Raw genomic sequence first — 18,992 nt, 5'->3', positions numbered from 1 at the left:
AAACAACGGCAACTCCGGTGGCGCCTTCGACCCAAATAGTCTGAATAGTGAGTAAGGGGCTCAAGCGCCCAGTTTAATGCAACGCACGCCCGAAGAGTTTAATCTTCTTCGGGCGTGTCTTTTTTCCGGATTGCGACATTGCATGCGCCAATTACCTGACCATTCCATTCAACCGGAGTGGCGTTGTAATTGATGACAAAGGTGTACCTAGCCGTTTCTCGGCGGCGCAAGCCCATGGGCATAGGGTGCAGGACCACACCGGTTTTCAATGCGGCCATTTCAATAATCCGGTCCCAAAGTAACTCATCCGGGAATCCAGCCAGATACCACAAACTGTTCTCACCCTTTAGCGCCGAGGTTCCGTCCACAAAGGTCAACAGATCGGGTGCCGTGCCCGAGAGCCGCTCAATCCAGTGCAGTGCCGCTCCGCCCCCTATGACCTCGCGCTGGACGTTTGGGGGAAGGGTTTCGACCAGATCAACCTCGCAGTGAAATCCGGTCAGGCCCGGGCGACCGGTTTCAGGAATCCGAAAGTCATGTGTAATTGCGCCACTTCGCGGGCCGAATAGCACCAGATCGCAGCTTTCGGCCAGTTGACGCTCAAGTTCATCACCCAGCGTAGCCAGCCCCGGCGCAAAGATCATCTTATAGCTGTTTGAGGGAATGTCGTTTGCCGACACAAAATCCACCGACAGCCCCGCCCGCCGCAAAGCGCGATAGGCTGAGAAAACCAGGCGGAAGTAGTCGAATCCAGCGCCTTGCGGCTGCGTTGCCCATGCCCATTCGGAGGCATAATCAAACAATATGGCCACTTCCGCCTTCTCTTGGACGACCTCACCGATCGCCGCCAATGTCTCCGCCGTCTGTTGCACCTCGGTCAGGGCCGGGGCAGGTCGGTTGCTCGGGGTCAGCAGACCAGCGTGCATTTGTTCCTGAGCAAACGCAGCCTGCCGCCAGCGGAAATAGCTGACGACTTCGGCCCCGTGCGCCACGGCCTCAAGCGACCAAAGGCGAACCATACCGGGCAGAGGCGCTGGGTTATAGGGTGCCCAGTTCACCGGGCCGGGCTGCTGCTCCATTACCCACCATCGTCCGCGTCCCACGGCGCGATACAGATCGTGATGAAAGGCCTGCATATCCGGGTCGCCCTGTTGCAGAAAAGCGGTTTTATGCGCCTCGTCCGCCTCCAGGCGGTCGGACAAAAATCCGATCGGGTAGCTGTCCCAGGTTGCAATATCCAGATCCTGGCCGACCTTGAAATGATCAAATTCCAGGATCCGAGCCATGTAGTTGTGCAACAGCGGCACGTCGGTCAGAGGGCGCAGTACATCCACCTGGGCCTTGTTGAACGCCACGACCTGATCCGAACTGAAACGGCGGAAGGCTAATACATGCGCCGGGTTGGGATCGGTAACGGTCAGGTTGGGCAGGTCTATTTGATCGAACCGATCATAATCCATCGACCAGAACACGTTGCCCCATGCCTTGTTCAGTGAGTCGATGGAGCCATACTGATCTGCCAGCCATTGTTGAAATGCCTGCAGGGCTGCCGGGCTGTAACTGATGGTTGTGTCGTGACACCCATACTCATTGTCGATTTGCCACGCGGCGACATGCGAATTGCGCCCATAGCGTTCGCCCATGATCCGGGTGATGCGTGTGCATTCCTGCATATAGCCCCGATGGCTAAAACAGTAGTGCCGGCGCGACCCGAATTTGCGGGGCTGCCCCAGCGCGTCAACCGCAAGCATGTCCGGGTGTTTCTCAAGCATCCAGCGCGGAGGCGTCGCCGTGGGTGTTCCCAGTACAACCTTAAGGCCCGCTGCCCCCAGTGTTTCAATCGCGCGATCCAGCCAGTCGAAGCACAATTCGCCCGGCTTCGGTTCCATCCGGCTCCACGCGAATTCGCCAATCCGAACCCAGGTCAGGCCGGATTCAACCATACGGGCCGCGTCTTCGGCCCACATCGCCTCGGGCCAGTGTTCCGGGTAATAGCAAACGCCTAGTTCGGGTTTCATAGGATGACTCTGTGTTCTGTTTGTCCTTTGCCAATGCCGGTGGCGGCAAAGGTCATGCCATTGACCGGATGCGCTTTGATCGTTTCGTCGTCCAGCCCTTCGCGCGCCGTAGTGCAAAACAGCGTCGTAAGGTCTTCGCCGCCGAAGGCAGGGCAGGAGGTATGGGCGGCTTGAAACGAGACCGCCTTCAGGAATTGTCCTGTTGGGCTGTACGCCGCCACGCGGCCAATGCCCCATTGCGCGATCCAGATGTTACCCTCTGCGTCTAACACAGCACCGTCGGGGTTCAGGCCTTCATCGCGCAGGTCCAGATAGACGGTGCTTTCACCCTGGGGCCATCCGGTTTCCGCATTTAGTGTCCAGCGCATAACCTGTTTCGTGGTTGTGTCCGCAAAATGGGCGCGGGACCGGTCCGGCGCAAAGCAGATGGCGTTGGAAATTGTCACCTCCGGCACCAACTGCCGCAGCTCTCCCCGGAAGAACCGGTATATCGACCCTGCGCCTTGTTCTGCTCTTTTGCCCATCGTCCCAATCCAGAAGCCACCCCATGGATCGGCGCGCCCGTCGTTGGATCGCGTTACCGGGTTGTCCGCCTCCAGCGGTGCGATCAGTTTTTTCTGGCCGCTTTCCAGCCCAAAACTCCAAAGCCCAGTTTCGGATGCCACCAAGAGCGTATCCCGATCGACCCAGCCTGCCGCCGAGACGCATTCTGAAAACTGCCAACTGCGCGGCTCTCCACCTTCCTTTGTCATTAGGCGCTTGTTGATGATGTCGAACCAGAAAAGCTGTTGCCGTTCCGGGTGCCACAAAGGTCCTTCGCCCAATTCGCAGGGGCGGTCATCAAAGACGGTGTTCATTTGGCGGCCTTATCATAAGCCGTGACGATCTGTGTCGCTCGTTCCGCGATTTCAGAAACCGCCATTCCAGGTCTGAACAAAGCTGATCCGATCCCAAATCCGTCAGCTCCGGCCCCTATCCACTGAGAAAAGTTTTCTGGGCCAGCTCCGCCCACGGCGAAAACCAACGTTCCAGTTGGCAGAACCGGTCGCAGCGATGCCAAGCCAGCTGGGCCAGCCATCACTCCGGGAAACAGTTTCAGCCCTGTTGCTCCGGCCTTCAGCGCAGCGAAGGCTTCGGTCGGAGTGTAGACGCCGGGCCAACTTTCCAAATTGAGAGTAACCGTGCGCTGGATCACCTGTGCGTCGTAGTTGGGCGAGACGATCAACCTGCCGCCGACAGCCGCGACAGCGTCGACCTGACCAGGGGTCAGCACTGTGCCCGCGCCAATTAGAGCCTGATTGCCGAATCGGTCGGCCAAAATTCCGATGCTCTCCAACGGGTCAGGCGAATTCAGAGGAACTTCTATCCGGTTGATCCCTGCATTGATCAGGGCTTGACCAACCCCCGTAGCTTCGGTCGGTCGCAGGCCGCGCAAGATGGCGATGATAGGACGGCTCATGCGGTTTGCCTCGTCAGGTTGCGGGCAAGCAAAAGGCCCGCCAGAGTGGATTCTATGCTGTTCGCTATTTCGACAAACGCGCCTTGCTGTTGCAGCGCTATGGCGTAAGCCTCTGACAGGTTCTCCGCCCCTATGATGGCCAGTTGCTGACCCAGCCAGTAGGGTCGGGTCGCAGCCAGTTCTGCACCGATCAGGTATCCGGACAAACGCGCTCGGGCAACGCCTGCGTCCTGTGCGTGCAAGAGATCGGCAGCGCGCAGGCCGAACAAACGCGCCGCCAGTTGTTCGGGTTTGGACAGAGTGTCCGCCGCTGCCTCGGCAAAGGCGCTGTCATCCCAACCTTCGCCAACCGAGTGGCTCAGCACCGATTGCCCGCGCAACAGGTCGAACAACTCGCCTGTCATGAAGGTGCGGAAACTGACAACTTCACCTGCACTGACCTGCACCCATTTGGTGTGGGTTCCGGGCAGACAAATCACACCGTCCCAGTTCTGGCGGCTGGCCAGAAACCCGGCGATTTGGGTTTCTTCACCGCGCATGACATCTGAAGGAGAATTCTGTTTCAATCCCGGCACCACGAAGGCGCGAATACGGGGATCCGTGTTCGGAACGCGGATCGGGGCGGCCGGAACGGGCTCAGATGGAACAGAGGAATAGGGGGCTTCGACCCAGCCTTGGCGCGCTCCAACCATGCCGCAGGCCACTACGTCGACAATTGCGTTGCCCAGCCAGCCTTCGATAAGGTCCAGCAAGGCGGCCTGAAACCCATCTCTGGCAATCCGCGCCATACCATTGTCCGACTGCGCCCGATCCAGAACGGTATCTCCCCGCATGGCCCAGACACGCAGTTGAGATGTTCCCCAATCGACAGCAATCCATTCTGTATTCATGGCTCTACCCCGTTACCACAACGCCGCCATCGACCGCCATGCACTGGCCTGTCATGGCTCGGCTGGCCTCAGAAGCCAGGAACAGGGTCGGTGCGATCATGTCCTCGGGCGTCAAATGTTCCTTGAGACACTGGCGCTCCATATGAGAGGCCAGATCTTCCGGCGTCGCCCACATATCCAGCTGCTTCTGTGTCAGAACCCAACCAGGGGCCAGTGCATTCACGCGGATGTTCTGCGGACCCAGTTCGCGCGCCAGCGAACGGGTCATTCCCGTGATCCCGGCATTCGACGTCGTGTAGATCGGATAGCCGGAGTTACCCATCATGTAGCTGATTGAGCTGAAGTTCACGATCGAACCGCCGGTGCCCTGCATTTGGCGCGCCGCCTCCTGACAGGCGAAGTAATAGGCCTTTAGATTAACCTCGATCATCCAGTCCCAGAACTCGGTAGTGGTTTCCTTGAGCGAATGGCGCTGGTCATTGGCAGCGTTGTTGATCAGAACGTTCAAAGATCCATGCGCCTCGGCTGCTTTCGCCATCGTCGCATGGAGCAATTCAGTGTCCGTCATGTCACCCTGCATGAACAGCGGCGTGCGACCATGTTTGTCGCGCATCTCATCGACAAAGGCGGTGGCGTCCGACCGACCTATAAAGGCGACATTCGCGCCCTGAGCCAGGAACCCGTCGGTTAACGCAGCCCCGACACCTGACCCTCCGCCGGTGATATAGACGGACGCACCTTTCAGGTCGTGGAATGTGGCTGGCTGATCCATCAATGGCTCTCTCTGGTCACAAGGCGGGTGTCTTTGCCGACAAGGAAATCAAGGTCTGCGCCCTGATCGGCCTGCAGCACGTGGTCGATGTAAAGTTTGGCGTAGCCGCGTGTATAGTGCGGGTCATCCGGTTGCCATGCGGCACGGCGGGCGTCCAGTTCCTTTTCATCGACCAGCAACTCCAGTTCACCTTTGCCGGCTGAGACGCGGATGCGATCGCCGGTTTTTACCAGCGCCAGCGGACCACCCGCCTGCGCCTCGGGGCTGACATGTAGGATGACGGTGCCGAACGCGGTGCCGGACATGCGCGCGTCCGAAATCCGGATCATGTCGCGCACGCCCTCCTTCACCAGCCGGGCCGGGATTGGCATGTTGCCGACCTCTGGCATGCCGGGATAGCCTTTGGGACCGCAGCCTTTGAGCACCAGGATGGTTTCTGGCGTCACTGGCAGGTCGTCGCGGTCGATATTGGCTTTCAGATCTTCTATATTTTCGAAGACATAAGCCTCGGCCTCGGTTTCCAGCAAGGCGTCGGTTGCAGCCGAAGGTTTAACAATGGCACCGTTCGGCGCAAGATTGCCGCGAAGAACACGCAAGCCGGCAGCGGGTTTCACCGGGTTACTGATACCGTGAATGACATTGCCGTTGAAGCACTCGGCACCGTCATAGTAGGCCGAGATATCTTTGTTCAGAACGGTTCTGGCCGGGCGCAGAAAGGGTTTGAGTTCGGACAGAACGACCGGCATGCCGCCTGCATAGCAGAAATCCTCCATCAGGTATTGGCCCGAAGGCATGCAGTTTACCAGAAGGGGAATTTCCGACCCGATTTCGAAATCTTTGAGCGTCAGATCAATGCCAATGCGTCCCGCCAGCGCCAGCAGGTGCACAACCGCATTGGTGGACCCGCCGACAGCCGCATTGGCCAGAATGGCGTTTTCAAAGGCTTCTTTGGTCAGAATGTCGGAAGGTTTCAGGTCTTCGTCCACCATCTCGACGATCCGTTTGCCGGTCAGATGCGCCAATGCCATCCGTCGGGCGTCGACGGCGGGCAGGGCGGCGTTGGTGGGCAGGCTCATACCCATCGCCTCGACCAGTGAGGCCATGGTGCTGGCGGTGCCCATGGTCATGCAGACCCCGGCGCTGCGCGACATGCCGGATTCTGCGTTCATGAAGTCCTGCAGAGTCATCTCGCCCGCGCGCACGGCTTCGGAGAATTTCCAGACATCCGTGCCCGAACCGATATCCTGACCGCGATACTTGCCGTTCAGCATTGGGCCGGAACTTACTACGATGGTCGGCAGATCGACCGATGCCGCGCCCATCAACTGCCCCGGCGTGGTCTTGTCGCAGCCTCCCAGCAACACAACGCCGTCGATGCCATAGGCGCGGATCGATTCCTCGACATCCATCGCCAGCAGGTTGCGGAACAGCATAGCGGTGGGTTTCATCTGTGTTTCGCCCAACGACATGACCGGGAATTCAACCGGGAAGCCTCCAGCCTCCCAGACACCGCGTTTGACGCCCTCGGCAAGGTCGCGCAGGCCCGAGTTGCAGGGGGTCAGTTCCGACCAGGTATTGCAGATGCCAATGATGGGGCGCCCATCAAAAGCGTGATCTGGAAAGCCCTGATTTTTCATCCACGACCGGTGGATAAACCCGTCCTTGTCGAGTTTACCATACCAATGCTGAGAACGTCGTTTTGTCATATGCGGCGGTGCTTTTCGTAGTTGGTGTTGGAATTGAGTATTTTTGAAAAGATGAAGATCAGGCGGCGCGGGCCGGGACGCACCAGTTCGGCAGCCAGTCGGCATGCGCGATGAGCAGGTCATCAACAAGACTGCGGATTTGGCGCAGGTCCAGTTCGGCGGCGGTGTGCGGATCCATCATGGCAGCATGATAGATGTATTCCGGGTTTTGATCGACCAATGCACGCACGGTCAGTTCCTGCACGTTGATCTGTGTGCGCATCAACGCGATTAGTTGCGGTGGGATGTCGGTGACGACCGAGGGCTGCACGCCGTTGTTGTCCACCAGACAGGGGGTTTCGACTGCGGCGCCCGGAGGCAGTTGCGGGATCTGGCCGGTATTGGGCAGGTTGCCATAGGCCACGTAAGGCGTGTCTGTGACGATGGCATTCATCAGGTCAGCCGCAAATTCGTGACTACGAGTGACTTCGATTTCACGCCCGTCGGTCAGGGTTTTGGCCTGTTCCTTCCAACTGTTGAACTGTTCTTCGCACCGGGTTGGGTATTCATCCAGAGGGATGTTGAACTGATCAATCAGGTCCTGCCGCCCGTCCTTGATGAACCAGGGCACGTACTCCGCCAGATGCTCGGAACTCTCTGTGCAGAAGTAACCCAGGTGGTCCATAACTTCGTACCGGACTTTGTTCGGACAACGCAGCATCAGCTGCGGTGGTTTGGGAAAGCGCCCGCTGGCGTATCCCCGACGAAGCGCAGGGTAGAGATCACGCCCCTCGTGATTCAGTCGCAGGAAGAATGCGACGTGATTCACACCGGCGACTTTGTAATCGATTTTTTCTTTTGGCAGATTCAGATCATGGGCCAGTTCCTCGACCGTATTCTGTACAGAGTGGCATAGCCCCACGTGTCTCAAAGCCGGAAACTGTTCGGCCAATGCCCAGGTGTTAATGGCCATCGGGTTTACATATTGCAGCAGGGTTGCGTTTGGGCAGAGTTGCATCATGTCCTGCGCCACATCCCATAGCACCGGCACCGTTCGCAGGCCGCGCATGATGCCGCCGACCCCCAGTGTGTCGGCAATGGTTTGGCGCAGGCCGTATTGCTTGGGGATCTCAAAATCCGTCACAGTGCAAGGTTTGTAACCACCAACCTGAAACGCCGTGATAACAAAATCGGCCCCGTCCAACGCGGCGCGACGCTCTGTATGAGTTGACACAGTGGCACCGGCCCCGACCGAGCGGATCATCGCCTTTGCAACAGCCTCGCTTTCGGCCAGACGCACCGGGTCGATATCCATCAACGCGAAATGGCTGTCGGCCAGGGCAGGCTTTAGCAAGGCATCCCCCACGATGTTCTGCATGAAAATCGTGGAACCCGCACCAATAAAGGTGATCTTGGTCATGTAACGAACTCCGGTTCGAAGTTATTTGACGGCACCGAGGGTCAGACCCGCGATGAAGTGTTTCTGCATCAGGAAGAACATGGCCACCGGCGGCAAGGCCGCAACGATGGAGCCTGCGCTCATTAACTGATAGGCGGCCCGGAACTGGGCGTTAAAGCTGGTGATCCCTGCGGTGACAGGCTGGCTTTCAGCGCCCTGGGTCAGGACAACGGCCCAGAAATAATCGTTCCAGATGAAGGTAAAGATCAACACGCTGAGCGCGGCGATTGCCGGCTTCATCAGCGGCAGAACCACGTACCAGAAGATACGCCATTCGGTGATCCCTTCGACCCGTGCGGCCTCGATCAGTTCGAAAGGTAGGGCGCGAATGAAGTTGCGCATGAACAGAGTGCAGAACCCGGTCTGGAACGCGATGTGGAACAGGACCAGTCCGGTTTTGGTATTATAAAGCCCCAGTTGTAGGGTCAGATCCCGCACTGGCACCATCAGGATCTGGAAGGGCACGAAGTTGCCCGCTACAAACATGAAGAAGATCCAGAGGTTTGATTTAAACTTGTAGATCCCCAGCGCAAAACCGGTCATGCAGCTGATTGCGACCGCCCCGATCACCGTGGGAACAGTGATCAGGAACGAGTTCATCAGGTAACGCGGCATGTCCGAGTTAAAGAACACCTGACCGTAGTTGAACGCGCCCTCAAAGCTGGACGGCATGCCCCAGTAGTTCGCATTGGTGAAGTCTGCTGCTGGTTTAACCGAGAACAGGGCGACCGCCAGCAACGGACCCAGCCACAGCAGCAGCGCCAGAGGCAGCATAGCCTGATAGGTGATCTGAGCTGCTCGGGGTTGTTTTTCGATGGGTTTGGGAAACATCTCAGTGCCCCCTTTCTTCGCGGTACATCGACCAAAGGAAATAGGCGATGAAGCAGAGCATGATCAGGAACAGGATCACCGCGATGGCGGCACCATATCCCATGCGGAAGCCGTATTCTGAGAGGGCGACCTCGAACATGTAATAGGCCAGCACGCGTGACGAACCGAACGGGCCGCCTTGGGTCATGATTGAGATCAGGTCAAAGGACCGAAGTGCGCCGATAATAGTCACGACAAAGGCGATGAAGGTGGCCGGGCGCAGTTGTGGCAAGATGATATGCCACAGCATCCGCGCGCCTTTTGCGCCATCCAGGCGCCCGGCCTCGATCTGTTCGGGGTCCACAGCGTTTAGTCCGGTCAGATACAGGATCATGCAATAGGCCGTTTGCGGCCAGAGACCGGCAAAAATGATGCCATAGGTGACGAACCGCTCGTCGCCCAAAACGTTCAGAGGCTCCACCCCAAACAGCCCGAGAAACTCATTCAGCAGGCCAAACGTTGGGTCATAGAACCACGTAAACACAAGGCCCACGACCACCTGTGAGATGACAAAGGGGAAGAAAAACAGAGATTTGTACAGGCGGATGCCCCAGACTGTCTGGTTCAGGAACAGCGCGATGAACAAACCTGCCGGAATCGCAAGAAGATACAGGATCAACCAGATCAGGTTGTTTTTGAGCGACACATAGAAGGCGTCCCTGTCAACCCATTCCCAATACAGGTCTTCGTAGTTGCGAAAGCCGATGTATTCGGCCGCCCCCAGTCCATCCCATTCGTAGAGAGAGAGGTTGAAGGACTGAAACACCGGGATGATCACATAGACCATAAAGAACAGCAGACCCGGGGCCAGAAACAGCCAGGGGGCAATGCGCTGTTGGTTTCGGTGGAACCAGCTTTCCTGTTCCGGGGCGTCTATGGCGACTGTCATGGCAAAACTCTGGTTTTGAAGGGCAGGCGGACCGTAGCCCACCTGACATTTGTCTTAAGCGCGGTCCGGGAGGCCCGGGCCGCAGCCTTTGATCAGTTTTCGTAGATCCGCTGACGTGCGCGTTCCAGCTTGGACAAGATGCGGTCAACGTTGTCCGGCTTGACCATGAATTCCTGAAAACCTTCCATCGACACCTTGGCCATTTCAGCAGGCGAATCACGGTCCCAGAACTGGGCCACGCCGCCGGGGCTGTTTGACGACAGCATGGTGAAACCTTGCTGCAGGAACTTGTCATCATCCACTGAGGACTGTGCATTGACCGGCAACTGACCGAGGTTCTTACCATTGTTGATCTCGGTCTGTTCGCCCGGAGAAACCACAAAGCGCAGGAACTCACGCGCGGCTTCCTTGTTCGACGCGTTGGCCGGGATATGGAACGTGTCGGTCGGTGCGTCTTCGGCCAGTTCAACGTCGGGGTTGATGGCGACGAACTGGTAGAAATCCAGCTGGTCGTCGCTCAGTCCGGCCTCGCGCAGCGGCGCAACGGCGAAGTTGCCCATCAGATAGGCTGCGGCCTCACCATTGACCATGAAAGGTAGGGCTTCCTGCCAGCTATAGGTCTGGTGGTTGTCGATGAACGCGCCCATGTCGATCAACTGTTTCCAGTTGGCAAAGGTCTGCTTGACCCGGTCATCCTCCCAACTGACCTCGCCATTTGCCAGTTGCTGGTGGAAGTCAAATCCGTTGGTGCGCATGTTAAGGTAGTCGAACCAGCCGCCCGCGGTCCAAAGGAACTTGGTCCCGATTGTATAGCAGGCCCGGCCGGAATCGACGATCTTCTGACAATTTGCCAGCTCTTCCTCCCAGGTGGTGGGCTCGCTCAGGCCCAGTTCGTCAAAGATGTCTTTGCGGTAGTAGACGCCCCATTGATAGTAGCTGTAGGGCACACCCCACTGCTTGCCGTCGATGGTCATGGCGCCTTTGGTCGAGCCAAGATTGTCGGCAATTGCGGGCTCGGCCCACAGGTCGGACACGTCTTCGAATAGGCCCGCCTCGACATAGGGCTTCATCCGGTTGGCGGCGTACCAGGTTGCGACGTCCGGTGTGTCTGCCGTCAGGAAATTGCGGATTTGCGTCTTGTACGCCTCGCGGTCGATCACAGTAGTTTCAATATCCAGCCCGGGGTGCTGTTCCGCGAACCGGTCGATCATCGCCTCCATCGTCGCGCGCGGCGCCGGGTTCGATGTGTCGAGGAATATTCTTAACTCGCCGGTGAGTTCGGCAGCAACAGGTGCAGCAAGTGCCACACTGGCCGCCAAAGCCGCTGCAGAGCGCTTGAAGATGGAATGCATGGTTTCCTCCCTTAGCTTCCATTTCAGTTCCAATTATTGAAACTAAGTTTTATATATTGAAAACTACACATCGACTCGGTTAGTCTTGTCAAGACCCTCGTGCAAACTGCCGTGGGAAAACGGAGGAGAACACACGCCCGTGTCTGGTGACGGAACAATAGGAAAGGCATGTGATGTACTGGATCAGGTAGCAGCATTTGCGCGCCCGGTCCGGTTTGCTGAGTTGCTGGACAGCAGCAACTTTCCCAAGGCAACGCTGTACCGGTTTCTGCAAACCCTGACCAATCAGGGTATGCTGTCATACGATCCCGAACGGCAGACCTATACCCCTGGTCTGCGGCTGGTCCGGCTGGCCCATGCAGCGTGGACGCAAAGCTCGCTGGCGCCTATTGCGCGGCCTTTTCTGGATGCGCTCAGTCAGGAAACCGGGGAAACGGTGCATCTAGCGCAGCTCGATTCCAATCAGGTGTTGTATGTCGACAAACGCAATGCAGCACGGCCGGTTGAAATGTACTCTCAGGCGGGCAAGGTTGGCCCGGCCTATTGCACCGGGGTCGGCAAAGCGATGATGGCGTTTCTGGACGATGCCGCGCTGAACAAAGCAGTTTCGCAGCAAAGCTACCACCGGTTCACGGACAAAACGTTGACTTCGGAAGAAGCGTTGCGAGCAGATCTCGAGCTGATCCGCAGCCGCGGTTACGCCATCGACGATGAAGAGCACGAGCCCGGCATCATCTGCATCGCCTGCCCGATCCTGACGTCAGGCGGGCGGATGCTTGGGGCAATTTCCGTGACCGGATCGACCGAACGTATGAATTTCGAACAACTGGAAACCTGGATTCCCCGCGTTCGCCGAGTGGCCGAACAGATCGGAGCCGAAGCACAGACGTGGCGGTTCCCGGAGGCTCGCCGGAACGCCAATAACGACAGGATACAAGCGACATGACGGGTGTGACACTGAACCAGGCGATAAAGCGATATGGCCAGACGCAGGTTATTCATGGCATTGATCTTCAAATCGAGGACGGCGAGTTTTGCGTGTTTGTCGGACCGTCGGGCTGTGGAAAATCCACCTTGCTGCGGATGATTGCAGGGTTGGAAGAAACCACGGAGGGCCAAATCCACATCGGATCGCGCGAGGTGACTCATGTGGACCCGGCAAAGCGGGGGGTGGCGATGGTGTTCCAGACCTACGCGTTGTACCCGCATATGTCGGTGGCTGAAAACATGGGTTTCGGCCTGCGTATGAATGGCGTCGCCAAAGGCGAGATCGACAAAAAGGTACAGCAGGCATCAAACATCCTGAAGCTGGACCAGTACCTGAAGCGCAAGCCCAAGGCGCTGTCAGGTGGTCAGCGTCAGCGCGTTGCCATTGGGCGGGCTATCGTGCGTGGGCCCGAAGTGTTCCTGTTCGACGAACCTCTGTCCAACCTTGACGCCGAGTTGCGGGTCGAAATGCGGGTCGAGATCGCGCGACTGCATAATGAGATCGGTGCTACGATGATCTATGTGACTCACGATCAGGTCGAGGCGATGACCATGGCCGACAAGATTGTTGTGTTACGCGACGGCCGCATCGAACAGGTTGGTGCGCCGATGGACTTGTATCGCGATCCGGACAATCGCTTTGTGGCCGGGTTCATCGGCTCTCCGGCTATGAACTTTCTGGAATGCGACATTGTGGGCGGGAAGATCTCGCATCCTGCGCTCAGTACGCCCTTGGCGATTACGGCGAGTGTTCCATCGGGCATGACCAAAGTGACGCTGGGCATTCGCCCGGAGCATATCGAGGTTGATCGAGCAGGCGACGCCTGCACAGTTGATCTGACTGAGGCGCTCGGAGGTGTAAGTTATTCCTACCTGCTGACTCCGAACGGCGACAAGTTGATCGTTGAAGAGCGCGACGACCAGCGTAGCAAGCAGGGCGAGCGCATCGGCATCGTCGTACGCCCCGAACGGGCCATGCTGTTTGATCCGGATACGGGGCAACGGTTCCGGTAGGCCAAAACCCGATGCCAAAGCAGGCGCGCCGATCCATCGATCCGGCGCGTTTTTTTGGCGTGCGTTTCTTCTGGATTTTGTATCCAATATCCGTTATGGCGATTCGAGACGGCCTGGCCGGGCCGCCCTTGACCCTGCTTTTTGAAGGATGACACCGATGTCGACTAATGTTTTCACCGGCACCATGCCTGCGCTGATGACTCCTTGCACTGCCGACCGCACACCGGATTTCGATGCGCTTGTTCGCAAGGGCAAGCAGATGATCGACGCGGGTATGTCGGCCGTTGTCTATTGTGGCTCGATGGGTGACTGGCCCCTGTTGACTGATGAACAGCGGATGGAAGGGGTCGAGCGGTTGATCGAGGCAGGTTTGCCCGTTGTGGTCGGCACCGGGGCCATCAACACCAAATCAGCTGTGGCGCATGCCGCACATGCACAGAAGATGGGCGCCGTAGGTCTGATGGTTATCCCGCGTGTTCTGTCGCGTGGCACTTCTCCGGGTGCGCAAAGGAACCATTTCAAGGCAATCCTGTCCGCAGCACCCGATGTTCCGGCGATTATTTACAACAGCCCCTATTACGGTTTCGCCACGCGGGCAGATCTGTTCTTTGCTCTGCGGGCCAAGCATTCCAATCTGATCGGCTTCAAGGAGTTCGGCGGCAAGGATGACCTGCGTTACGCTGCCGAAAATATCACCAGCCAGGATGGTCAGGTGACCCTGATGGTTGGTGTGGATACCGAGGTTTACCACGGTTTCGTCAACTGTGGCGCGACGGGGTCGATTACAGGGATCGGCACCGCTTTGCCACGTGAGGCGTTGCTGCTGGCGGCGCTGTCCAAAAAGGCGGCGCAAGGGAGTGCCGAAGCCCGTCTGCGCGCTCAGGAACTGACCGAAGCTATCCAAGTTCTGTCCAGCTTTGACGAAGGCCCGGATCTGGTGCTGTATTACAAGCATCTTCTGGTGCTGAACGGTGAACAAGAATACCGCCTGCACTTCAATGAGACAGACGAACTGACCGATGCGCAGCGTAATTATTGCGAACAACAATACGACCTGTTCCGCACATGGTTTGCGGACTGGTCCAAACAGGGCGGAGTGATCGCTGAATGCATGTGATCGACAGCCACACCGGAGGGGAGCCTACACGGGTCATCCTGGATGGTGCGCCGGACCTGGGCTCTGGTCCTCTGTCACAGCGCGCCCACCGGCTTGCCACCGAACATGAGGCTTTCTACCGGTCCGTGATGTTGGAGCCGCGGGGCCAACCCGCCATGGTCGGCGCGCTGCTAGTTGAGCCGGTTGATCCGACCTGCGTGGCCGGTGTGATCTATTTCGATGCGGATGCCGTTCTGGGCATGTGCGGCCATGGAACCATTGGCCTGACGGTGACGCTTGCACATTTGGGTCGGATCGAACTGGGCCGCCATAGGATTGAGACGCCCGCAGGGGTGGTGACAGTTGAGCTGCTCGACGAAAACACTGTCACTGTGACAAACATCGAAAGCCGCCGGGTCCATTGCGGCATAACGCTTGATGTTCCGGGCTATGGCGCGGTTACGGGGGATGTTGCATATGGCGGCAACTGGTTTTTTATCGTCGATCCAAGCCCGATCCCGATTGAAACCGACAATATCCGTCAACTGACAGATATGACGATCGCCATCCGCGAAGCATCGATCGCGCAAGGTATCGGCGGCGAAAAGGGCGAGCCGATTGATCACGTGATCCTTCAGGGCGGGACGCCAGAGCCTGATGTCCACAGTCGCAACTATGTTTTATGTCCGGATGACAATTACGACCGTTCACCTTGCGGCACGGGAAGTTCGGCGCGGCTTGCGTGTCTGGCCGCTGATGGACGGCTGGCGCCCGGAGAAGAAATCGTTCAGCAGAGTGTCATCGGCAGCTCGTACCGCTTGTCTTACCGGCCGGGTCCAAACGGCGGCGTCATCCCTTCGATCACCGGGCAGGCGCATGTCATTGCCGAAGCGAAACTGATCTTTGCTGAAAATGACCCATATAAAGCCGGGATAGAGTTGTGACACATCAGGTCGTTGTCATCGGGGCTGGTGTGATTGGCATTACAATCGCGTTGGAGCTTCAGCGCCGCGGACACTCTGTTATGGTTCTGGATCGTGAAGGCGTTGCTGCGCAGGCCTCGGCGGGTAATGCGGGGGCCTTTGCGTTCGGCGAAATCGAACCATTGGCGACCCCTGGAATCATGCGCAAGGCTCCTAGATGGTTGCTGGATCCATTGGGCCCGTTGTCCATTCCACCTGCCTACGTGCTGAAAATAGCACCCTGGATGTTTCGGTTCTGGCGGGCCAGCCGTCCGGGTCGGTACAATGACCTGCTGGGCGCTCAAGCCAGTCTGATGGAGTTGTCCAGTGCCGCCCTGACCCGATTGATTGACGTTGTTGACGGTGAGCCCATGATGCAGCGCGACGGGCAGATGCAACTGTATGAAAGCGAAGCGGAATACCGTGCCAGCCTGCCTTCGTGGGAGTTGCGCCGCGAGCATGGCATCACGTTCGAATTGCTGGAAGACCGTGAAGCAATCGCGGAAAGACAGCCCGGGCTCAGCCCTCGGTTCACTCATGCAGGGTTTACGCCGAACTGGCTGAATACCACTGATCCAAAGAAGTGGGTTGAACATCTGGCTGAAACATTCCGCAACCGCGGAGGTCGGATTGAGCGCCAGGATATCCGGGCGCTGACACCGGCAGATGACGGGGTACGGGTCTCGCTGTCAGACGGTGTACTGGATGCGAGCAAGGTTGTGGTCTGCGCAGGGGCATGGTCACACCACATTGCGCGAACACTCGGTGACCACATACCGCTTGAGACGGAACGCGGCTATAACACCACTCTGCCCGACGGGGCATTTGATCTGCGCATGCACCTGACATTCTCGCGCCACGGGTTCGTCGCCAGCCGGATCAATGGCGGGGTAAGAATCGGTGGAGCGGTCGAGTTGGGTGGTCTGGCTCTGCCCCCGAACTATAGTCGGGCTGAGACCTTGTTGAAAAAGGCCGAACAGTTCCTGCCCGGATTAAACACGACAGGCGGCACTCAATGGATGGGGTTTCGCCCGTCTCTGCCCGACAGTCTCCCAGTAATCGGCGCTTCACCGCACGCATCAAACGTCTACTATGCATTTGGTCACGGCCATCTGGGCCTTACCCAGTCCGCCGGAACCGCTGAACTAGTTGGGGCATTGATCGAAGGACAGACCGCTCCGATCTCGTTGTCACCTTTTTCAGCCACGCGATTTTAAGGAGGGGCAATGCGCAGCGTCAAAACTATCCACGTTATCTCAGCCCATGCGGAAGGCGAGGTGGGTGACGTCATTGTCGGAGGTGTTCAACCACCACCTGGTGAAACCGTCTGGGATCAACGCTCATTTATTGCGCAGGATGAAACCCTGCGCAATTTCGTGCTGAATGAGCCGCGCGGCGGCGTGATCCGTCATGTGAATCTGCTGGTTCCACCCAAAAATCCCGAGGCGGACGCTGCGTTTATCATCATGGAGCCCGAAGATACGCCACCCATGTCGGGATCGAATTCGATCTGCGTGTCTACCGTGTTGCTGGATAGTGGGATCATTCCGATGCAGGAACCGGAAACCCGGATGACGCTAGAGGCGCCGGGTGGCCTCGTGCGCGTACGCGCCGACTGCCGGAACGGCAAGGCCGAACGTATCTTCGTACAAAACCTGCCAAGCTTTGCTGACAAGATTTCGGTTCCTTTGGATGTTCCGGGTATCGGTACGCTGACCGTAGATACAGCCTATGGCGGAGATAGTTTTGTTGTGGTCGATGCCGCAGAGCTGGGGTTTAACATCGTCGAGGATGAAGCCCGTGACATCGCACGCCTTGGCGTGTCGATCACAAATGCAGCCAATGATCAGCTTGGCTTTTCCCACCCGGGCAATCCGGATTGGAACCACATCTCGTTCTGTGCTTTTTGCGGACCGTTAGAGAAAACCGAAACCGGCCTGACCGGCAATTCTGCCGTTGCCATCCAGCCGGGCAAAGTGGACCGCTCACCCACTGGCACTGCCGTCTCGGCGCGAATGGCCCTGATGGCGGCAAAGGGGCAGATGGCGGTCGGGCAGACATTCGAAGCGGTCTCGATCATCGGATCGCGATTCACCGGCCGGATCGTTGAGGCAACCCATGTCGGAGACCGCCCAGCTATTGTCCCCGAGATCAGCGGTCGCGGCTGGATCACCGGCACCCATCAGCACATGCTGGACCCGGATGACCCGTGGCCGGGCGGTTATCGGTTGAGCGACACGTGGGGAGTCTAATCAATCATCGCGATTACCCATGTAGCTTTTTTGTATCACTTACATTGAGTTAGGGCGAGAATCTCTTGAGTATTGATGGCGAGTTACCACCTTAAGGTGAGTAATTTCGGGCAATAGGAGCCTCGATGCGCATACGTCTTGCTGCCCTGATCATTGTGATTGCCACACTTTTGCTTTCGTTCAATTCAGTGTCGAAACCTACGACGAATTACACAGAACTGGCTTCATCATGCCTGGGCAATAAAGGCGGTATGTCCAATGTGGTCGTGGCCTGCACGACGCTGATGAAAGCCGAGGAGATCACTCCGGCAAGCGAAGCTAGGCTTCTGAGAGCCCGCGGATGGGCTTACTACTGCGGCGAACAGTATGACAGAGCGGTTTCGGACTATACCAGCGCTTTGGCATTGCATCCGAACGACCCACACTCGATTTTGAGGCGCGCTTTTGCTCATGATCTTTCGGGTAACGTTCAGGCGGCGGAAGGCGACTATGCCAAAGCATTGTTACTCGACTCTAACAGTACCTATGCGCTTTACAACAAGGCCAAATTCGACTGGCGCCAAGAAAAAATACCTGCTGCCATTCAGGGATTGGAGCGCGTCCTAGAGATTGATCCCGGATACGACGGAGCGGGTTTGGTTCTGGCAGATGCGCACTACGATTTAGATGGGGTTGACGGAGCTGATCAATTTTTACAGCAAGCCAAGCGGCGCTGGCCCGATCAAAAATGGGTATATGACGCGCAAATGAACCTTACTCTGATGTACACCGGCGATCATGAAAGCGCACTGCAAGCTTCTTCGGTGTATGCGCGATTAAGTCCCGGCATAATCAATGAATTATTTATTCCTGCCATGATTCACCTGAAGATCGGCGACGAAGACAAAGGTATCGACTACGTTTCGGAATATGCAGATCGTTCCGTTCAACAAGGATTGGAGGATTTGAGATTCTACAAAAGATGGTACCGCAAAACCACAAATTGGTGGGTTTTGGGGCAAGATGAAGAATGGCTGTATCGCTTTATGTCATATGCGATGCTTGGCAGAACGGATCTTGCTAAGGCAGAGATTGATGACTTTCTTCGTGATGCCGGAGAAAATGGTCGCAAAATAGTGGTGTCTGTAATCCGCCGAGCAGGAGTGCCGGTTTCGCAAGAGGCTCAGGCAGGCTCATCTGGTCCATTGAACGATGCAATTGCGGATTACGTTGATCATCTCGCAAAAACGAGTGGTTTCAGAGAGTTTGGACCACCAAAAGAAGGTTAGAACAATAATCGACACAACG

Annotated in this window: 17 protein-coding genes; 7 read left to right on the top strand and 10 right to left on the bottom strand. The window is 57.3% G+C overall.

Annotated elements, in window-relative coordinates; all coding sequences use genetic code 11:
- Nucleotides 1-98: 98 nt before the first annotated feature.
- The 10 genes from GOX66_RS15220 to GOX66_RS15175 form a co-directional block, all read right to left on the bottom strand.
- Nucleotides 99-2,018 (bottom strand): beta-galactosidase, encoded by a 1,920-nt coding sequence (locus tag GOX66_RS15220; protein WP_170763586.1) that lies wholly within the window; start codon nt 2,016-2,018, stop codon nt 99-101.
- On the bottom strand, nt 2,015-2,875 hold the full coding sequence (locus GOX66_RS15215) for an SMP-30/gluconolactonase/LRE family protein (RefSeq protein WP_170763585.1): 861 nt from the start codon (nt 2,873-2,875) through the stop codon (nt 2,015-2,017). The genes GOX66_RS15220 and GOX66_RS15215 overlap by 4 nt, the downstream gene beginning before the upstream one ends.
- Entirely contained in the window at nt 2,872-3,477 is a 606-nt protein-coding gene (locus tag GOX66_RS15210) for a 2-dehydro-3-deoxy-6-phosphogalactonate aldolase (RefSeq protein ID WP_170763584.1), read from the bottom strand. The genes GOX66_RS15215 and GOX66_RS15210 overlap by 4 nt, the downstream gene beginning before the upstream one ends.
- A complete protein-coding gene (locus tag GOX66_RS15205; RefSeq protein ID WP_170763583.1) occupies nt 3,474-4,367 on the bottom strand; it encodes a 2-dehydro-3-deoxygalactonokinase in 894 nt (297 codons plus the stop codon). Before GOX66_RS15205 ends, GOX66_RS15210 begins: the two co-directional genes overlap by 4 nt.
- A 4-nt stretch (nt 4,368-4,371) precedes the next feature.
- On the bottom strand, nt 4,372-5,139 hold the full coding sequence (locus GOX66_RS15200) for an SDR family NAD(P)-dependent oxidoreductase (RefSeq protein ID WP_170763582.1): 768 nt from the start codon (nt 5,137-5,139) through the stop codon (nt 4,372-4,374).
- Entirely contained in the window at nt 5,139-6,845 is a 1,707-nt protein-coding gene (locus tag GOX66_RS15195) for an IlvD/Edd family dehydratase (protein WP_170763581.1), read from the bottom strand. Before GOX66_RS15195 ends, GOX66_RS15200 begins: the two co-directional genes overlap by 1 nt.
- 58 nt (nt 6,846-6,903) lie before the next feature.
- Entirely contained in the window at nt 6,904-8,244 is a 1,341-nt protein-coding gene (melA, locus tag GOX66_RS15190) for an alpha-glucosidase/alpha-galactosidase (RefSeq protein ID WP_170763580.1), read from the bottom strand.
- A 21-nt stretch (nt 8,245-8,265) separates the two neighbouring features.
- Complete coding sequence (locus tag GOX66_RS15185; protein WP_170763579.1) at nt 8,266-9,114, bottom strand: carbohydrate ABC transporter permease; 849 nt, start codon at nt 9,112-9,114, stop codon at nt 8,266-8,268.
- A gap of 1 nt (nt 9,115) precedes the next feature.
- A complete protein-coding gene (locus GOX66_RS15180) occupies nt 9,116-10,042 on the bottom strand; it encodes a carbohydrate ABC transporter permease (protein ID WP_170763578.1) in 927 nt (308 codons plus the stop codon).
- Between the two features lie 92 nt (nt 10,043-10,134).
- Nucleotides 10,135-11,394 carry an ABC transporter substrate-binding protein gene (locus GOX66_RS15175; protein WP_170763577.1) on the bottom strand — a complete coding sequence of 420 codons (1,260 nt, stop codon included), beginning with the start codon at nt 11,392-11,394 and terminating at the stop codon, nt 10,135-10,137.
- 139 nt (nt 11,395-11,533) lie between these two features.
- Between GOX66_RS15175 and GOX66_RS15170 the strand changes: the two genes are divergently transcribed.
- The 7 genes from GOX66_RS15170 (at nt 11,534) to GOX66_RS15140 (ending at nt 18,973) form a co-directional block, all read left to right on the top strand.
- A complete protein-coding gene (locus GOX66_RS15170; RefSeq protein ID WP_170763576.1) occupies nt 11,534-12,340 on the top strand; it encodes an IclR family transcriptional regulator domain-containing protein in 807 nt (268 codons plus the stop codon).
- Nucleotides 12,337-13,395 (top strand): ABC transporter ATP-binding protein, encoded by a 1,059-nt coding sequence (locus tag GOX66_RS15165; RefSeq protein ID WP_170763575.1) that lies wholly within the window; start codon nt 12,337-12,339, stop codon nt 13,393-13,395. The genes GOX66_RS15170 and GOX66_RS15165 overlap by 4 nt, the downstream gene beginning before the upstream one ends.
- Nucleotides 13,396-13,552: 157 nt before the next feature.
- Nucleotides 13,553-14,512: a dihydrodipicolinate synthase family protein gene (locus GOX66_RS15160; protein ID WP_170763574.1), complete on the top strand. Its 960-nt coding sequence runs from the start codon at nt 13,553-13,555 to the stop codon at nt 14,510-14,512.
- Nucleotides 14,503-15,435 (top strand): 4-hydroxyproline epimerase, encoded by a 933-nt coding sequence (locus tag GOX66_RS15155; protein WP_170763573.1) that lies wholly within the window; start codon nt 14,503-14,505, stop codon nt 15,433-15,435. Before GOX66_RS15160 ends, GOX66_RS15155 begins: the two co-directional genes overlap by 10 nt.
- Nucleotides 15,432-16,670 (top strand): FAD-dependent oxidoreductase, encoded by a 1,239-nt coding sequence (locus GOX66_RS15150; RefSeq protein ID WP_170763572.1) that lies wholly within the window; start codon nt 15,432-15,434, stop codon nt 16,668-16,670. The genes GOX66_RS15155 and GOX66_RS15150 overlap by 4 nt, the downstream gene beginning before the upstream one ends.
- 9 nt (nt 16,671-16,679) lie before the next feature.
- The gene (locus tag GOX66_RS15145) at nt 16,680-17,705 is read left to right on the top strand and encodes a trans-3-hydroxy-L-proline dehydratase (RefSeq protein WP_170763571.1); all 1,026 of its coding nucleotides are present in this window, start codon (nt 16,680-16,682) and stop codon (nt 17,703-17,705) included.
- 125 nt (nt 17,706-17,830) lie between these two features.
- A complete protein-coding gene (locus GOX66_RS15140) occupies nt 17,831-18,973 on the top strand; it encodes a tetratricopeptide repeat protein (RefSeq protein ID WP_170763570.1) in 1,143 nt (380 codons plus the stop codon).
- Nucleotides 18,974-18,992: the final 19 nt, after the last annotated feature.

This window comes from Ruegeria lacuscaerulensis (assembly GCF_013031245.1).
In the GTDB taxonomy this organism is placed as follows: domain Bacteria; phylum Pseudomonadota; class Alphaproteobacteria; order Rhodobacterales; family Rhodobacteraceae; genus Ruegeria; species Ruegeria lacuscaerulensis_C.
This window is presented reverse-complemented; position numbering and strand designations above follow the sequence as displayed.

What these genes read in the sequence shown, in the direction of transcription:
- GOX66_RS15145 (WP_170763571.1), top strand. Translation starts at nt 16,680, where the DNA reads ATGCGCAGCGTCAAAACTATCCACGTTATCTCAGCCCATGCGGAAGGC.
- GOX66_RS15160 (WP_170763574.1), top strand. Translation starts at nt 13,553, where the DNA reads ATGTCGACTAATGTTTTCACCGGCACCATGCCTGCGCTGATGACTCCT.
- GOX66_RS15185 (WP_170763579.1), bottom strand. Translation starts at nt 9,114, where the DNA reads ATGTTTCCCAAACCCATCGAAAAACAACCCCGAGCAGCTCAGATCACC.
- GOX66_RS15195 (WP_170763581.1), bottom strand. Translation starts at nt 6,845, where the DNA reads ATGACAAAACGACGTTCTCAGCATTGGTATGGTAAACTCGACAAGGAC.
- GOX66_RS15175 (WP_170763577.1), bottom strand. Translation starts at nt 11,394, where the DNA reads ATGCATTCCATCTTCAAGCGCTCTGCAGCGGCTTTGGCGGCCAGTGTG.
- GOX66_RS15215 (WP_170763585.1), bottom strand. Translation starts at nt 2,875, where the DNA reads ATGAACACCGTCTTTGATGACCGCCCCTGCGAATTGGGCGAAGGACCT.
- GOX66_RS15205 (WP_170763583.1), bottom strand. Translation starts at nt 4,367, where the DNA reads ATGAATACAGAATGGATTGCTGTCGATTGGGGAACATCTCAACTGCGT.
- GOX66_RS15200 (WP_170763582.1), bottom strand. Translation starts at nt 5,139, where the DNA reads ATGGATCAGCCAGCCACATTCCACGACCTGAAAGGTGCGTCCGTCTAT.
- GOX66_RS15140 (WP_170763570.1), top strand. Translation starts at nt 17,831, where the DNA reads ATGCGCATACGTCTTGCTGCCCTGATCATTGTGATTGCCACACTTTTG.
- GOX66_RS15165 (WP_170763575.1), top strand. Translation starts at nt 12,337, where the DNA reads ATGACGGGTGTGACACTGAACCAGGCGATAAAGCGATATGGCCAGACG.
- GOX66_RS15155 (WP_170763573.1), top strand. Translation starts at nt 14,503, where the DNA reads ATGCATGTGATCGACAGCCACACCGGAGGGGAGCCTACACGGGTCATC.
- GOX66_RS15210 (WP_170763584.1), bottom strand. Translation starts at nt 3,477, where the DNA reads ATGAGCCGTCCTATCATCGCCATCTTGCGCGGCCTGCGACCGACCGAA.
- melA (WP_170763580.1), bottom strand. Translation starts at nt 8,244, where the DNA reads ATGACCAAGATCACCTTTATTGGTGCGGGTTCCACGATTTTCATGCAG.
- GOX66_RS15180 (WP_170763578.1), bottom strand. Translation starts at nt 10,042, where the DNA reads ATGACAGTCGCCATAGACGCCCCGGAACAGGAAAGCTGGTTCCACCGA.
- GOX66_RS15220 (WP_170763586.1), bottom strand. Translation starts at nt 2,018, where the DNA reads ATGAAACCCGAACTAGGCGTTTGCTATTACCCGGAACACTGGCCCGAG.